The 15605-nt window shown below is 62.2% G+C and carries 17 protein-coding genes and 1 tRNA gene; 9 read left to right on the forward strand and 9 right to left on the reverse strand.

Translation table 11 applies throughout. The annotated features are described in order from the left end of the window. Positions 1-16 precede the first annotated feature (16 nt). The 3 genes from FHX10_RS27930 to FHX10_RS27940 form a co-directional block, all read right to left on the reverse strand. Positions 17-1399 carry a sensor histidine kinase gene (locus FHX10_RS27930; protein WP_063475324.1) on the reverse strand — a complete coding sequence of 461 codons (1383 nt, stop codon included), beginning with the start codon at positions 1397-1399 and terminating at the stop codon, positions 17-19. Further along, positions 1396-2073 (reverse strand): response regulator transcription factor, encoded by a 678-nt coding sequence (locus FHX10_RS27935; protein ID WP_025570656.1) that lies wholly within the window; start codon positions 2071-2073, stop codon positions 1396-1398. Before FHX10_RS27935 ends, FHX10_RS27930 begins: the two co-directional genes overlap by 4 nt. A 193-nt stretch (positions 2074-2266) precedes the next feature. Continuing rightward, the gene (locus FHX10_RS27940; RefSeq protein WP_025570654.1) at positions 2267-4135 is read right to left on the reverse strand and encodes an adenylate/guanylate cyclase domain-containing protein; all 1869 of its coding nucleotides are present in this window, start codon (positions 4133-4135) and stop codon (positions 2267-2269) included. Between the two features lie 427 nt (positions 4136-4562). Between FHX10_RS27940 and FHX10_RS27945 the strand changes: the two genes are divergently transcribed. From FHX10_RS27945 to FHX10_RS27970, 6 genes are all read left to right on the forward strand, one after another. Further along, on the forward strand, positions 4563-5432 hold the full coding sequence (locus FHX10_RS27945; protein WP_063475325.1) for an ornithine carbamoyltransferase: 870 nt from the start codon (positions 4563-4565) through the stop codon (positions 5430-5432). Positions 5433-5494: 62 nt separating this feature from the next. Further along, entirely contained in the window at positions 5495-6541 is a 1047-nt protein-coding gene (locus FHX10_RS27950) for an ABC transporter substrate-binding protein (protein ID WP_063475326.1), read from the forward strand. Between the two features lie 286 nt (positions 6542-6827). Further along, positions 6828-7772, forward strand: a complete 945-nt coding sequence (locus tag FHX10_RS27955; protein ID WP_025570433.1) for a Bug family tripartite tricarboxylate transporter substrate binding protein — start codon at positions 6828-6830, stop codon at positions 7770-7772. Next, positions 7769-8260 (forward strand): tripartite tricarboxylate transporter TctB family protein, encoded by a 492-nt coding sequence (locus FHX10_RS27960; protein WP_063475327.1) that lies wholly within the window; start codon positions 7769-7771, stop codon positions 8258-8260. Before FHX10_RS27955 ends, FHX10_RS27960 begins: the two co-directional genes overlap by 4 nt. Positions 8261-8347: 87 nt before the next feature. Beyond that, complete coding sequence (locus tag FHX10_RS27965; RefSeq protein ID WP_025570437.1) at positions 8348-9865, forward strand: tripartite tricarboxylate transporter permease; 1518 nt, start codon at positions 8348-8350, stop codon at positions 9863-9865. Between the two features lie 258 nt (positions 9866-10123). Then, positions 10124-10294, forward strand: coding sequence for a hypothetical protein (locus FHX10_RS27970; protein WP_088930351.1), 171 nt, complete (start codon positions 10124-10126; stop codon positions 10292-10294). A 98-nt stretch (positions 10295-10392) separates the two neighbouring features. On the opposite strand, the gene FHX10_RS27975 is transcribed toward FHX10_RS27970, so the two are convergent. Then, a complete protein-coding gene (locus FHX10_RS27975; RefSeq protein WP_063475328.1) occupies positions 10393-11484 on the reverse strand; it encodes a DUF475 domain-containing protein in 1092 nt (363 codons plus the stop codon). Between the two features lie 353 nt (positions 11485-11837). Here FHX10_RS27975 and FHX10_RS27980 point away from each other — a divergent pair, with 353 nt between their 5' ends. Both FHX10_RS27980 and FHX10_RS27985 read left to right on the forward strand, forming a co-directional pair. Beyond that, the gene (locus FHX10_RS27980; protein WP_025570441.1) at positions 11838-12068 is read left to right on the forward strand and encodes a hypothetical protein; all 231 of its coding nucleotides are present in this window, start codon (positions 11838-11840) and stop codon (positions 12066-12068) included. Positions 12069-12126: 58 nt separating this feature from the next. After that, positions 12127-12306: a hypothetical protein gene (locus FHX10_RS27985; RefSeq protein WP_029868306.1), complete on the forward strand. Its 180-nt coding sequence runs from the start codon at positions 12127-12129 to the stop codon at positions 12304-12306. 53 nt (positions 12307-12359) lie between these two features. On the opposite strand, the gene FHX10_RS27990 is transcribed toward FHX10_RS27985, so the two are convergent. Next, positions 12360-12872, reverse strand: a complete 513-nt coding sequence (locus tag FHX10_RS27990; protein ID WP_029868307.1) for an MgtC/SapB family protein — start codon at positions 12870-12872, stop codon at positions 12360-12362. A 231-nt stretch (positions 12873-13103) separates the two neighbouring features. On the opposite strand from FHX10_RS27990, the gene FHX10_RS27995 reads away from it, so the two are divergent. Continuing rightward, entirely contained in the window at positions 13104-13829 is a 726-nt protein-coding gene (locus FHX10_RS27995; protein WP_029868308.1) for a hypothetical protein, read from the forward strand. Between the two features lie 129 nt (positions 13830-13958). Here FHX10_RS27995 and FHX10_RS28000 read toward each other — a convergent pair whose 3' ends face one another. The 4 genes from FHX10_RS28000 to cpdR1 form a co-directional block, all read right to left on the reverse strand. Beyond that, positions 13959-14450, reverse strand: a complete 492-nt coding sequence (locus tag FHX10_RS28000; RefSeq protein WP_245294586.1) for a hypothetical protein — start codon at positions 14448-14450, stop codon at positions 13959-13961. Between the two features lie 121 nt (positions 14451-14571). Continuing rightward, positions 14572-14766 (reverse strand): hypothetical protein, encoded by a 195-nt coding sequence (locus FHX10_RS35625; protein WP_028755908.1) that lies wholly within the window; start codon positions 14764-14766, stop codon positions 14572-14574. Positions 14767-14944: 178 nt separating this feature from the next. Continuing rightward, positions 14945-15019, reverse strand: a tRNA-Val gene (locus FHX10_RS28010). Positions 15020-15103: 84 nt separating this feature from the next. After that, positions 15104-15466, reverse strand: coding sequence for a response regulator CpdR1 (gene cpdR1, locus FHX10_RS28015; protein WP_003542883.1), 363 nt, complete (start codon positions 15464-15466; stop codon positions 15104-15106). Positions 15467-15605: the final 139 nt, after the last annotated feature.

The raw sequence follows: 15605 nt of genomic DNA on the forward strand, positions 1-15605 counted from the left end.
AACGAGCCGAAGGCTTTTACGCTGCCTTGGCGAAGGTGACGGCCGCCTTCAGGCCCTTGCCGTCCGTACCCGGCTCCAGCGTCAGGTCGGCATTGAAAAGATTGGCGATTTCTTCGACGATCGGCAGGCCGAGGCCGGCGCCGGGCGCGCCGGAATCATGGCCGCGCGAAAAACGCTGGCGTACCGCCTCCAGCTTCTCGCGCGGAATGCCGGGGCCATTATCCTCGACTTCGAGGCGGATCGTCTCTGACGCAGCGATAATGCGGACGGTGACCTCAGCCCCGTTGCCGGCATAGGCGATGGCATTGCCGGCGAGGTTGCGCAGCATTTCGCCGATCAGCAGCGGCTCGGCGCGGATCATCGCCGGGCTCTCGCCCTCGAAGCCGAGATCGATGCCGGCGACGGCCGCCGTCGGGATCTGCTCGCCGGTGATTTCCTGGGCGATTGCGGCAAGATCGATGGCGGAGGCGGTCAGCGCTTCCTTGGCTGTGGCGGCGTCGATCTTGGCCATCAGGAGCAACTGGGCGAGGATGCGCTCGGCATGCGCCACCGCCTGATCGCCCTTCAGCGCCGCCGCCTGCGCCTCATCCAGCGAGCCGGCGCGGGCGGAAAGAGCAAGCTGGGTGCGGATGATCGCCAGCGGTGTGCGCAGCTGATGGCTGGCATTGCCGGTGAAATGGCGCAGCGCATCGAGCGCCGATTGCAGGCGGACCATGAAGGAATTGACCGTATCGACCAGCGGCTCGACCTCGCTTGGCACAGTCTGCTTGATCGGATGCAGGTCATCGGGGCTGCGTTCGCCGATGGCGTCGCCGAGCTTATAGAGCGGGCGGAGCGCCACCGTGACCGAAATCCAGACGATGACGGCCGCGCCCGCAATCATGAAGGCGAGGCGCAATGCCGAGCGGACGAGGATTGCCCGCGCCAGCTGGCGGCGGGCGATGGTGGTTTCGGCGACCGTTACCACGAAGGGCACGGAGCGGATGCCCGTCGAGGCTGAGCGTTCGAGTGTGGCGACACGGATCGGCTCGCCGCGGAAGGTGTCGTCGGCGAAGGCGGCAGCATTGGGCGGCGTCTTCTTCAGGACCGGCAACGACTGGTAGCCGGTGATGAATTGGCCCGGCGGGCCGTCGACGCGATAGAAGACGCGATCCTGCGCGGCAGAGGTCAGCATTTCAAGCGCGACATAGGGGATATCGACCTGCAGCGTGCCGTCCTCGGCGACGACGACGCGTTCGGCGATCGCCAGCGCCGAACCGGCGAGCACGCGGTCGGAGACGATGTTCGAGGTCTGGACCGCCTCGCGATAGGTATCGGCAAGCGCCAGCGTGCCGATCACGGCGGTGGAGACGAGCAGCCAGAAGAGCAGCCGGCGCCGGAGGGAATAGGCGGCTTTCATGAGGCCTCGGGCAGCTTGTCGAGATAATAGCCGATGCCGCGGGCAGTCTTGACGGTCAGGCCGTGCGGCGAGAGACGCTTTCTCAAGCGGCTGACATATTGCTCGATGGCGTTTGCGGAAATGTCGTCGTCGAAGGCCGTCAGCGACTGGATGATCGCTTCCTTGGCGACGACCTTGCCGGCCCGCATGAAGAGGATTTCGAGCAGGCCGAGCTCGCGGGCGGGAATATCGAGGGGTGCGGCGCCTGATGAAAAGGTGCGGGAATTGAGATCGAAAGAAATGCCGCCGAAACCGACGGTCGCCGAACGCAGCCCCGCCTGGCGGCGCAGTAATACCCGCACACGCGCCTCGAATTCGGCGATGTCGAAGGGTTTGATCAGGTAATCGTCAGCGCCGAGGTCGAGGCCCTTCACCCTTTCTTCCGGCGTGCCGCGCGCCGTCAGGATGAGGACGGCAGCCTGGTTCTGGCGGGCGCGCATGGCACGCAGCACGTCGAGCCCGTCCATCTCGGGCAGGTTGAGGTCGAGAATCACCAGATCGAAATTTTCCGCAGCAATGACCGCATTGGCGGATGCGCCGTCATGGACGACATCGACGGCGTGGCCCGTGCCGCGCAAGATCGCCGACAGGCCGTCGGCCAGCGCGATATTGTCTTCGGTGAGCAGGATGCGCACGAATGTCCCCCTGTTTTTCAAAGGAGATTACAGAGGTGGCGGAGCGATGTCACAGCGATTTTGCAGCTTACAGCGCAGCGGGTCCTTCAGACGCGCAAAATACGCTGTGGCACTTTAATCCTCGCATCGAGCTTTTCGAAAATCGATTCCGATTTCCGGCCGATGCGCCACCGAATGCCGGGAAAGACCGGCGTCAGCTCCCGGTCCTTTCGATTCGTTCGCGCTGCGTCATTGCGGCGTTGAGGAGTCTTCGGAAGCGGGGATCGTCGCGGATGTTGTCGAGGTCGGAATCATTGTCGAACCATTTGATATGGTAGACGGAGCTGTTCGGCAGCAGCTTCTCGAGAAGGTCGATCGCCTGGTCGGCGTCGCCGAGGACGGAATAGACGCAGGCGAGATTATACTGGGCGACGATATCGTCGGGATCGATGGCGATCGCGCGGGCCGCCCAGTCGCGGGCTCTCGTCACATCGCCCATATGGGCAAGCGCCAGCGCGCCGCGATGGGCGGGGCCGGAATTTTCCGGATTGAGGTTCAGCGCGCGTTCGGCGCGCAGCAGGCCGAGCCGCGCCCAGTTTTCCGTGTCCAGCACACGGCCGAGCGAGCGGTAGGCGGACATCAGGTGGATCGGCGAGACATAGTCGTCAGGGCGGATCTCGGCGGCGCGGGTGAAGTATTGAACCGATTCGGCAAAGTTGCCGTGCATGAAGAAGAACCGGGCATAGTGGAAATTCGCCTCGAAGAGGTTGGGGTCGAGCGCCAAAGCCCGTTCGAAGGCCGCCGCCGCCCTGTCGTCATAGCCGCTCTGATGCAAGGCGAGACCATGGGAAGCGTGGGCCTCGGGAAGGTCGGGATCAAGTTCCAGGGCGCGGGCGCTCATCTCGAGGATGCGCCTCAGCGGCACGTCGTCCGGTGCCCAATCGCGGATCGCCGCATCGCAGTCGGCGATGCCGGCATAGGCGCGGGCATAGTCCGGGTCGAGCTCGACCGCCTTGCAGAACATCCGCCTTGCAAGCTGCAGATAGGATTTGGTCCAGGTGTGGGAGAGCTGGCGGCCCCTGAGGTAATAGGTATAGGCCTCGACATTGGCGGTCGGCTCATTGGCGATCGCCTTCTTCTCTTCCGGCAGCAGACGCACCTTCAACTGGCCGACGATCGCGTGGGTGATCTCGTCCTGAATGGCGAAGATGTCGGTCAGGTCGCGGTCGTAACGCTCGGCCCAGAGATGGTCGCCATTGGCGGTGTCGATCAGCTGACCGGAGATGCGCACGCGATTGCCGAAGATGCGCACGCTTCCCTCGAGCACGTAGCGCACGCCGAGTTCCTGGGCGAGCCGCTTCACTTTCACCGATATGCCCTTGTAGGTGAAGATGGTGTTGCGCGGCACGACGTGCAGGCTGGAGATCTTGGAGAGATCGGTGATGATGTCTTCGGTGATGCCGTCGGAGAAATAGTCCTGGTCGGCATCGCCGCTCATATTGGTGAAGGGCAGCACCGCAATGAAGCACGTGTTGCGGTTCTGCGCGACCAATTTCGCCGAGGAGGGCGGCGCCAAGCTGACAGTATAGACCTGAACGGGCTGCCTGATGTTCTTCAGCGTATGTTCGCCGATGAACTCGAAGCCGAGATTGAGGCGCGAGCCGACCTGATCGCGCACCGAGGCGGACACGGCGATGCCGCCTGGCGCCGCGATACGCTCGAGTCTGGCGGCGAGATTGACGCCATCGCCGAATATGTCGCCATTCTCGACCACGACGTCGCCGAGATTGATGCCGATGCGGAATTCGACGCGCTCGTCCTTGGGCACGCTCTCGTTGCGGGCCGCCATGCTGCGCTGGATCTCGGCGGCGCAGGCGACCGCATTCACCACGCTCTGGAATTCGGCAAGGATGCCGTCGCCGGTGAGTTTGACGATCCGGCCCTTGTAGTCGGCAATACGAATATCGACCAGTTCGCAGCGATGGCGGTTCAGCGCCTGCAACGTGCCGGATTCATCGATGCCCATCAGTCGGCTGTAGCCGACGACATCCGCAGCGAGAATAGCGCTCAGTCGTCGTTCCATGACCCCTCCCAGGATCTTCCCAGTTTAGTCTAGCTTTTTATAGAGTTTTTGTTGCGCGGAGTCGTCCCCCGAATAAGAAATTCGGGCGGTTTCGACGTTTTGACGCGGCAGGGCGACCATATAAGGTCGCCGATCTTCATCAATACTCTGAATGGGTGAAGGGTGGCGTTCGGCTCTAATCCTTTGTGATGAAAAGGTAATTCTAATCGAAGAAATGCGGGTTTATTTCATCGCTCGATACTTCGGGCGTGGCACTATAAAAGTGGCGGTCGATCGGTTTGGGGCTTGAAGCGGAGCCAGGGGTTGGGCCGGAAGACTATTGCGAGGGGTATCCACCGTATGATTGTGATTCGCGGCTGCTTCGATGGTTGCGACGAGGCCGGCGCCGGCTATTGTGGCGATGTTTCATGCGCGGCGGAGATTTTGGATGACAGGTTCGGCCCGGAATTTTCTGGAGTTTCACGATATTCCGGAGGCCGGGCTCCGATCGATTGTCGCCCGCGCCGGCGAACTCGCCAAAAGCTGGGATGAGCGCACCGTGCCGCAGAGCCTTGCGGGCAAACGTGTCGCGCTGATTGCCGACGACGGCGGCTGGCGTAATACCACCGCCTTCGATCTCGGCATCCAGGCGATGGGCGGTATCTGCGCGCATGTGCCGATCGGTTTCGATGTCAGGGAGCAGACCGGCGACCTTGCGGGCTATCTCGGCAACTGGTTCGATATGCTGGTGATCCGCACCAAGGCGCTTGCGACATTGAAGGCGACGGCGGCAGTCTCGCCGGTGCCTGTCATCAATGCGCGCACACGCTCCAACCACCCTTGCGAGACGCTCGGTGACCTTGCCTATATTAGGAGCCGGCGCGGCTCGATCGACGGGTTGAAGGTCGTTGGCGTGGCGGCGGACGCAAATATCCTCCGCTCCTGGGCCGAAGCCTCGATTGCGCTGCCGATAGAGGTTGTGCAGGTCTACCCCGAACGCTGGCACATCCGTGACGCTGCACTGCTCAACGGGCGTTTCCGCGTGAGCGCCGATATGGGCGAGCTATCGGACGCCGACGTCGTCATCACCGATTCATGGCCGGGCGATGCCGCCTCGGAGGCGCTCGCCGGCTACCGGATCGGCGCCGACCTGCTCGATCGTTTGTCGGAGGATGCGATCTTCCTGCCGTGCCCGCCGGTCAGGCGTGGCCAGGAGGTGACGGCCGAAGCGATGGAGCATCCGCTCTGCCAGAGCCACATCGCCAAAGCCTTTCTGCTGCACGCGCAGAATGCGCTGATGGAGTGGGTCGCCGCCTAGTCGGCGGCCTTGCTCCTCCCGGCGCGCTCAGGCATTGTTGCGGCATGAGGAGAGTTTTCATTTTGCTGCTGGCCTTCTGGCCGGGCTTCGCGCTCGCCGATCAGGCCTTCTATCCGGCGAAGTCGGGTCAGGCCGATGCGGCGGTGCTGACGGTTTACTCCTCGCTCGACGAGCCGCTGGCGCGGCCGATGATCCGCGGTTTCCAGGATGCCAATCCCGACGTTGCGGTCAAATACGAGGATATGCTGACCGGCGACATCTACGACCGGATCGTCAAGGAGACGGATGCCGGCGAGAAGACGGCGGATTTCGCTTTTTCCTCGGCGATGGATCTGCAGGTGAAGCTTTCCAACGACGGATATGCGCAGGTCAGCAACCTGCCGATGAGTGCAGCATGGCCGAAATGGGCGAACTGGCGCAACACCGCCTATGCGCTCACCTTCGAGCCGGCGGTGTTCGTCTATCACAAGCCGAGCTTTGTACATGAGCCGGTGCCGAGTTCGCGGGCGGAATTCGTCGACTATCTGAAACGCAAGGGCAACAAGGTCTATGGCCGGATCAGCACCTACGATATCGAACGCTCCGGGGTCGGCTTTCTGTTCATGGCGCGCGACCAGGAGCAATTCGGCGACATCTGGTCGGTGATCGGGGCGATGGGGGCTGCCGGCGTCAAGCTCTATTCGACGAGCTCGGCAATCCTCGAGCGCGTCGCCGACGGGCGCTTCGTGCTCGGCTACAACATTCTCGGCTCCTATGCGGCGGACTGGGCCTCGCGCTATCCCGAGGTCGGCATCGTTCTGCCGAAGGATTACACGGTGGTGATGTCGCGGATCGGGCTGGTGCCGCAGGCGGCCGCCGAGCCGGAGCTCGGGCGGCGGTATCTCGCCTTCTTCATGTCGAAGGCGGGTCAGACGATCATGGCGCGGGAGCTGCAGATCCCGGCCGTCAGTCCTGAGGTGGCGGGGGAGAATACCGCCAATACGCTGCAGGAGCTGCTGGGCGCCCAGCTTCGGCCGGTGCCGGTCAGCCCCGGGCTGATGGTCTATCTCGACCAGGTGAAGCGGGCACGGCTCATCGCGCATTGGAATGAGGTCTTGCGCGCGCAGTGAAGGTGTTCCGCTTCCAGCTGCTTCGTCCTTTGAAGCTGGAAATCGGACTGCCGTCCGCCAATTACGGCAAAAAAGTGTCCGCTGCTGCTGGATATCTTGCCGATGTCAGCTAAATGACAGCTTGTTGTGGTGCCTTTGGCTACTTCTTCTCCGTGGAGGCGGAGAGCTGAAGCCTTGGGAGGTATTCCGCTCGTCATTCAGGACACTTGTGTCCGCTGATCAGCCATCCTCCCGATTCCCTGGAGAATAACGGGCGGTTTGCTCAGCCGCCGACGGAGGACACATCGTGAAGCATACGTTCATCGCAACCCTTTTTGCAGCTGCTATCGCGCTGCCGGCCTATGCGGCCGACTACACCATCATCGCGCCGGCCGCTCCCGGCGGCGGCTGGGACCAGACGGCTCGTTCGCTGCAGACCGCGCTGCAGCAGGAGAAGATCTCCGGCAACGTGCAGGTCCAGAACGTTCCGGGCGCCGGCGGCACCATCGGGCTTGCGCAGTTCAGCAGCCAGGCTGCAGGCAACCCGAATTCGCTGATCGTCGGCGGCTATGTGATGGTCGGCGCGATCCTCACCAACAAGTCGCCGGTGACGCTCAAGGACGTTACGCCGATTGCCCGGCTGACCGGCGAGTACGAAGCCGTCGTCGTTCCCGCCGCATCCGAGATCAAGACCATGGCCGATCTGGTTGCGGCGCTGAAGAAGGATCCGGGTTCGGTTTCCTGGGGCGGCGGTTCGGCCGGCGGTACCGATCACATCACCGTCGGCCTGATCGCTAAGGCGTCCGGCGTTGATCCGACCAAGATCAACTATGTCGCCTTCTCCGGCGGCGGTGAAGCACTCGCCGCCATTCTCGGCGGCCAGGTCACGGCCGGCGTCTCGAGCTACAGCGAGTTCCAATCGCAAGTGAAATCCGGCACGCTCCGCCTTCTCGCCGTTTCCAGCGACAAGCGTATCGACGGCGTCGATGCCCCGACGCTGAAGGAAGCCGGCACCGACGTCACCATCCAGAACTGGCGCATGGTTGCGGCTGCCCCCGGCCTGTCGGCTGAACAGGTCGCCGCCGTCACCGCCGATTTCGAGAAGCTGCATAGCTCGGCCACCTGGCAGGAAACCCTGAAGACCAAGGGCTGGGCCGACACCTATCTGTCCGGCGACGCCTTCAAGGCGCAGCTCGAAAAGGACGTCTCCGCCACCGAAGGCATTCTCAAAGAGATCGGACTTGTTCAATGAGCGAGGATAACACCTCCTCGGCAACCGAGCGCCGCCCTGATTGGGCGGCGTTCATCATTGCCGTTTTCCTCTTCGTCGTCGCCGGCGTGATGGCCTGGGATGCCTCGCATCTGAAAACGATCGCGCAATACGACCGCATCGGCCCGGCAACGGTGCCTGAAGTGGTGGCGTTCGGGCTCTTCTGTCTTGGGGTCTGGACCGTCGCCGAAGCTGGGCGCGGCGAGTTTCCGGAACGCGACCGGCAGGAAGTGGCGCCGGTCATCTGGATCGTCGCCGGTCTTGCCGCCCAGATGCTGCTTCTGCGCACCGCCGGCTTCTCGATTGCCACCGGTGTGCTGTTCGCACTGACGGCGCGCGGCTTCGGCAAGCGCAAGCTCTGGATCTCGCTGCCGTTCGGCATCGTTTTCAGCTTCGTCGTCTGGGCGATCTTCTCGCAGTTGCTGCAGCTGACGCTGCCGGCCGGCCCGCTCGAACATCTGTTCTTCTGACCGCGCCAGGCGCTGTCAGCTCTTTTGATTTTGCGCGGCGCCTGACCCCGAAACCGCAGGGTCGGGAATGCCGCTTGGGACACCAAGATGAGCACATTCGAATTTCTATGGCAGGGTATCCTGGTTGCGATGCAGCCGATGAACCTGGTTTATGCGCTGGTCGGCGTCACACTCGGCACCGCCGTCGGCGTGCTTCCCGGTATCGGCCCGGCCCTTACCGTGGCGCTGCTGTTGCCCGCCACCTACAAGCTCGATCCCGGCGGTTCGCTGATCATGTTCGCCGGCATCTACTATGGCGGCATGTATGGCGGCTCGACGACCTCGATCCTGCTCAACACGCCGGGTGAAAGCGCCTCGATCGTCACCGCGCTCGAGGGTAACAAGATGGCGCGCGCCGGCCGCGGCGGACCGGCGCTGGCGACGGCGGCGATCGGCTCCTTCGTCGCCGGCCTGCTCGCCACGCTCGGGCTTGCCTTCATCGCGCCCTATATCGTCAAGCTGGCGCTGGTCTTCGGACCACGCGAATATTTCGCGCTGATGGTGCTTGCCTTCGTCACCGTCTCCTCGGCCTTCGGCGATTCGGCATTGAGGGGTCTGACCTCTCTGTTCATCGGTTTTGCGCTTGCCATGGTCGGCATCGACCAGCAGACGGGCCAGGCACGGCTTTCCTTCGGCATCCCCGACCTGCTCGACGGAGTCGAGGTCACGACGCTGGCGGTGGCCATGTTTGCCATCGGCGAGACGCTCTACATCGCCGCGCAGGGCAACCGGATCGCGGAGAAGGTCGAGGCGGTCAAGGGTTCGCTGTGGATGAACGCGCAGGATTGGTCGCGCTCGTGGAAACCGTGGCTGCGCGGCACGCTGATCGGGTTCCCGATCGGCGCGATGCCGGCGGGCGGCGCCGAAATCGGCACCTTCCTCTCCTATGCCACTGAAAAGCGGCTGGCAAAGAACCCGGAAGAGTTCGGCCATGGCGCAATCGAAGGCGTGGCCGGTCCCGAGGCGGCCAACAACGCGTCGGCCGCCGGTACGCTGGTGCCGCTTCTGACGCTCGGCCTGCCGACGACGGCGACGGCGGCGATCATGCTTGCCGGCTTCCAGCAATACGGGCTGCAGCCCGGACCGCTGCTGTTTGCCACCAATCCGCAACTCGTCTGGGGCCTGATCGCCAGCCTGCTCATCGCCAATGCGATGCTCCTGGTGCTGAACCTGCCGATGATCGGGCTCTGGGTGCGGCTGCTGACCATTCCGAAACCGTGGCTGTACGCCGGCATCCTGCTGTTTGCAACGCTTGGGACGATCGGCGCCAATCCGTCGGTGTTCGAGCTCGGTATGCTGCTCGCCTTCGGCTTGCTCGGCTATGTGATGCGGCTCTTCGGCTATCCGATTGCGCCTGCCGTCGTCGGCCTGATCCTCGGGCCGCTGGCCGAACAGCAGCTGCGCCGTGCGCTGGCGATCAGCCAGGGCGACGTCACGACGCTGGTGATGTCGCCGATCGCGGCCGGTCTGCTCATCGTTGCGGCGGCCGCCTTCCTCATCCCGCTGATCCTGCGGCTGCGCGGCAGGGGCCAGGTGCTGTCGCAACTGGCGGCAAACGAAGACTAGCGCATCGGCCCGAAAATCGGAATCGATTTTCGGAAAACACGATGCGGGGATTGAAAGTGTTAGAGCGTCCTTTGTGGTCCGAAGAGACGCGGCGCTCTAAGAAGAAAAAGACGACCTTACCCCTCCCTCGAGGCCGGCCATGGAGACATGCGCCGGCCTCTCGTTTTTGCATGGCTGAGGTGATTTTCTGAGCATTGTGGAGGTATGGGCGCGATGCCATCTATAGGTAGTCAATCATAGAGCAAGAGGAAAAGGACAATGTCCGCCATCCGCAATTCAGTCCGTACAGGTTTCTTTGGCCGCGCCTTTGCCGTGCTGGGCGCCGCAAACGCCGTCAGCGCCGCCGTTGAAGCCGGCCGCCGCCCGCGTGCCAGCGACCTCAAGGAACTCGGCATCGACCCGGCCTCCTTCGGTCCGGCTTCCCGCTAAGGCCTTCAAGCCATGCATGAATGAATTAGCCCGCAACCGGATGGTCGCGGGCTTTGTTTTTAACCGCAAGGCTGTTGCGCACTGCGGTTCCTGCATCGTCAGGCGTGAAGCTCCTCCCGCTCGGCGCCGTGCTCCTCCACTCGTTCGCGCATGTTGTGGCGGATGGACGACCAGAGCGACAGGCCGATCAGGGCCGCGCCGCCGAGCCCGGTGATAACCTCGGGGATGTGCATCAAGGTCTGCGCATACATGATCACCGACAGGATCAGGATGGCGTAGAAGGCGCCATGCTCGAGATAGCGGTATTCGGCAAGCGTTCCCTTCTCCACCAGCATGATCGTCATCGAGCGCACATACATGGCGCCGATGCCGAGGCCGATCGCGATGACGAATAGGTTCTGCGTCAGGGCAAAGGCGCCGATGACGCCGTCGAAGGAAAAGCTCGCATCCAGCACCTCCAGATAGATGAAAGCGCCAAGACCACCCTTGGCGGCAGCGCTCATCGTCTGCTGCGAAGCATCGAGCAACTCGCCAACGACCTCGACCGCGAGGAAGGTGAGCAGGCCGTAAATGGCGCAATGAACGAAGACGCTAGCCTCCTCGCCGCCGATCAACCAGGAGAAAACCAGCATCAGCGCCAGCACGAAAGCGATCTCGATACCTCGGATGGTAGCCGAGCGTGCCATCACCTTTTCCAGGCCGCGAAACCAATGGATCTTCTTTTCATGGTCGAAGAAATAGCTGAGGCCAACCATCATCAGGAAGGTACCACCGAAGGCTGCGATCGGCAGATGCGCGTCGTTCATGATGCGGGCATATTCCTCGGGTTCGCGGGCAGCCAGCACCAGCGCGTCCCAAGGGCCGATCCGCGCCGCGATCGCGACGATCGCCAGCGGAAAGACGATGCGCATGCCGAAGACGGCGATGATGATGCCCCAGGTGAGGAAGCGCTTCTGCCAGACGGGCGTCATCTCCTTCAGCTTGTTGGCATTGACGATGGCATTGTCGAAGGAGAGCGAGATCTCCAGCACGGCAAGCACCGTGCAGATGAAGAAGACAGTTGCCATGCCGCCGATCGTGCCGGTCGTCTGCCAGCCGAGCACGGCGCCGAGAACGAGGCCGAGGGCAGTGACGATGAAAGCCCAGCGGAAATAGCCGAGCGAGGATTGAGGGACTACGGGCTGATTCATGGCCGCACCTCGTGGCCGCAAATCGTGTTGAAGAGGGTGGATATATTGGAAAGACGCGGCACGCCACAACGGGCATGCGGGTCAGGCATGGTGAGTTTGTTCATCGATGAAAAATCCGCCGGCTAAGCTGCAGGCGGTACCGACATCACGAGAGCGCCGTAAAAACTCTCGCCAGAGGGGCCCGGCACCAAAGTTCCCCGTCAGCCGATGTCTGGAAGGCTGCGGGATAGGCTCTAGTTAATGAACTTCCCCGGCCAGTCAAGGCTCCGGGCACACCGGAGATCAGGCAATTTTTTTGGAACCATCCCGATGCCCGCCCGTTAGGCTCTGGTTGAGCTTAAAAAAGGAGGCCGATGATGCACACTTCGACCCATATTCCCGACAAACGCACGGAGGCATCCGACCGCATGAAGCGGGCGAAGCCGAACCGCATGCAGAAGGCGCAGGTGCTGCCGCCGCATCATGTCGACCTGACGCTGACGCCCGGTGTCTATCACGACATTCATGTGCCGGCCCATGTTACCGGTGCGGATCTTTCCAAGGGTGGCCCGGACATCAAGAGCAATGCAGAGACCAAGAAATAACCAGCATTCCCGCCTCTTTGGCGCGCTGACGGTCGATTTGAAACAGGGTGAGAAACATATGACGATCAACTTTGTGCCCCGCGAGATCTTCATCCGGCACGAAAAAGAATGGCAGGCCATACGCGAGGCGGCGGACGAGCGCATTCAGATCGGCAAACGGCAGAAGCCGCTTGCCTCGTCCATCGGCGACGCGACGCCGGTGGAGAAAAACGATCTTTCGGCCGCATGCTCCGAATAACCGACAGACAGTCACGCTGACACAAACGCCCGGCATGATGCCGGGCGTTTTTTCTATCGATGTTCATCCCGGTCGACCCGCTGTCCGGAATTATAGCCGAAGTGTTGTTCGAGTTTGCCGAAGGCGAAGAGCACGCAGATGGCGGCAATCGTCGTGAAGAAGGCGATCGGCCAATAGCCGAAGCCCATGGCGAGGCCGATCGCGCCGGAGAGCCACATGCCGGCGCCGGTCGTCAGCCCGTGCACCCGGCCTCTTGCAAAGACGATCATGCCGGCGGCAAGGAAGGCGACGCCGGCGGTCACCGCTTCGATGACGCGCAGCGGATCGATGCGCACCTGCTCATCATCGGCGAAACCCGGCATGTGCACGGCCTCGATCGAGATGATGGCGAAGAGGGCAGCGGCAAGACTGATCAGGATATGGGTTCGGAAGCCTGCCGGGCGGTCGCGGGCCTCGCGTTCGAAACCGATCAGTCCGCCGAAGAGGATGGCGCCGATCAGGCGGGCGAAGATGACAGGATAGTGGATGCGTGACGCCGGTATCATGTCGGCGATGATGAGATCCATGGATTTTCCCCAGAACATACGGAATTTTTCGCTGGCTAACGTATGAGCGCGGGATTTGTTCAGCTTTTTCCCCTCACGCGTTTCGGCCGCCACGCTGGCCTCCCCGATAGGCGCCGACGCTTGTATGCCATTCGAGGGAAAGATCGGCGGATCAAGCATCATCCTGCCGCCGCGCCAACCTTTCAGAAAGGATTGGGCGGCGATAATTGCGGCCTCACAGGAATCGGACAGATGGCCAAGACAGCGACACGCGGCCGCCGCAAGGCGCCGGCGAGAGGAAAGAGCAGAGCACGCAGCAGCGGTGGCGGATTGCTGCCCTGGGCGGTGATCGGCATTGCCGCGATCGGCGGCATCGTCGCCCACGACAATTGGAAGAGCATCCAGCCGATGCTTGCAAGGCAGGCAACGCCGGTCACGCGGGAAACGGCGGAGCTGAAACCTTCAGTCAGGAAGGACGTGCCGGCGAAGCAGGTGGCGCTGGCCACACCGACGCCGAAAGCTGCACCGCCGGTGCAACAGTCGCAACCGTTACCGCCAGCCGCGATCCCGACGCCGGCGATCCAGCCGATAAAGGCGGTGCCGTCGCCGGCCTCCCCGGCCGTGTCGGAAACTGGGACGGTGGCCTTCGGCTATTGCGGGCAGGGCGCCCATATCAATTGCGTCGGCGATGGCGGTGTCTTCTGGTACAAGGGCGAGAAGATCGTGATCGCCGACATGGCAAGCCCTGTCGTCGACCAGGCGCGTTGCGACGGCGAACGCCGGGTGGCCTTTGCCGCCAAGTCGCGGCTGCTGGCGCTTCTGAACGCCGGACCGTTCACGATGAATGCTGCGGGCAAAGCCGAGCCTTCAGGCGCGCCGCGCGTCGTCTCGCGCGACGGGCGCTCTTTCGGCGCACAGCTGATCAATGAGGGGCTGGCACGCAAGCCGGGGGCTGCCGGCGCCGCCTGGTGCGCCTAGACCGGTTCAGCTTTTAACGGAAGCGCCGAACCGCTCGATCCTTTTGTTTTTCGCATTCCCGGCAAAAGCGCTTCGCGCTTTGCCTTGGAAAACCGCTTCGCACTTTTCCTGGAACTGCTCTGACGGGGACTATTTGCCCTTCTTCACCAGCTTGCCGCCGGTGCGGAAGCTGCCGGTAAAGGAGGAATCCTTGCTTTCGGCGGTGCATTCGATTGCGATCGGCTTGCCCGAATAGGGATTGCCGAAGGTGCAGAAGCCAGCGACCTTGACCTCCCCGGTCATCTTGTTGCCGACACCCGTGGTGACGAGGCTGAGCGGCAGGCGGGCATTGCCGTTGGATGCGGGTTTGATGCCGGCGCCGTCGCCCTGGAAGCCGAGCGCCTTGCCGTCAGAGGTGAAGATGAAGGTCACCAGGCCATTGGCCAGCGTGACGCTGGCAAGCTCGTTCTTGCAGCCTTTGGTGGCGTCGAATTTGGCGACAACAAGCTTGGCGCATTTGCCGGAAAGGGTAATGACGCCGGGTGCGCCCGGAAACGTCTCGGGAGCAACTGGTGCTGCAGAGACCGGCAAGGTGAAGGCGGCGGAAAAAATGGCGGCGGCTGCCGGTGCGAAAAATCTCATTCTCTGTCTCAACCCCATCTGTCTGCGACGGCGAATCGGCCATGCGTTGGATAATCAGGCATTGGCACCGTTCTGTGACTTATTTTGGTCTTGTCCGGCGCTGTTCGGCGTCGAACGGGCGTTAGGGATTTTTGAAATCATCCCAGAGGATCGCCACCGCAGCCGCGAATATCGTGGTCGGAATCAGCCAAAACTTGATGCTGATCGGTTCGACGACATGAAACTGCATATAACCGAAACCGAAGAGGCCAGTCCCAACCAGGGCGAGGCCGAGGATTATCGATATCGCTTTCCGTGTCCGCGTTCTTTGCGCCATACATCCCCCCAATTTCCCACGTGTGCGGGTGACCGCACAGCCGACTGAAATCCGCCCGGACATAATCCGAGTTAAAAAGCCCTTGCGCCCGTAAAGTGTCGGATTGGGAGCGCATGCCAGCCGCAAGAACGAAAAATCCCCGAAGCGGGGATTTATCAACGATGTCAGGGGGATCGGATGGTGGGCGTGACAGGGATTGAACCTGTGACCCCTACGATGTCAACGTAGTGCTCTCCCGCTGAGCTACACGCCCATCCGATGGCGGCGCATAGATCACAAAACCTTTGGAGCCGTCAATAGGCTTTTTTCAGTTTTGTGACGCGCCGCCCGGCAAGCCTTACGCGGCAAGCATTTTGTTGACCTCGTCGACGAGGTCGCGCAGGTGGAAGGGCTTGGAAAGGACCTTGGCATCCTTCGGCGCCTTCGAATCGGGGTTCAGCGCCACGGCGGCAAAACCGGTGATGAACATCACCTTCAGGTCGGGGTCGAGCTCGGTAGCGCGGCGCGCCAGCTCGATACCGTCCATTTCGGGCATGACGATATCGGTCAGCAGCAGGGAAAACGGCTCCTCGCGCAGCCGGTCATAGGCGCTGGCGCCGTTGTCATAGGAAAGGACCTTGTAGCCGGCCTTTTCGAGCGCTTTCACCAGGAAGCGGCGCATGTCATTGTCGTCTTCTGCGAGAAGTATCTTCTGAGTCATTAATCCAGACCGCTGATCAATAAGTTTTGGTGGGCTGCCAGCCGTTTACACTAGTCTTGAGCCGGTAAACAACCGGTGAATTGCCTGTGCGTGATTGCCATCCCTTCTACATAGTATGGACTTGAGGCCGGGCAACTGG

It is taken from the genome of Rhizobium sp. BK591 (assembly GCF_014195045.1).
Classification (GTDB): Bacteria; Pseudomonadota; Alphaproteobacteria; order Rhizobiales; family Rhizobiaceae; genus Rhizobium; species Rhizobium anhuiense.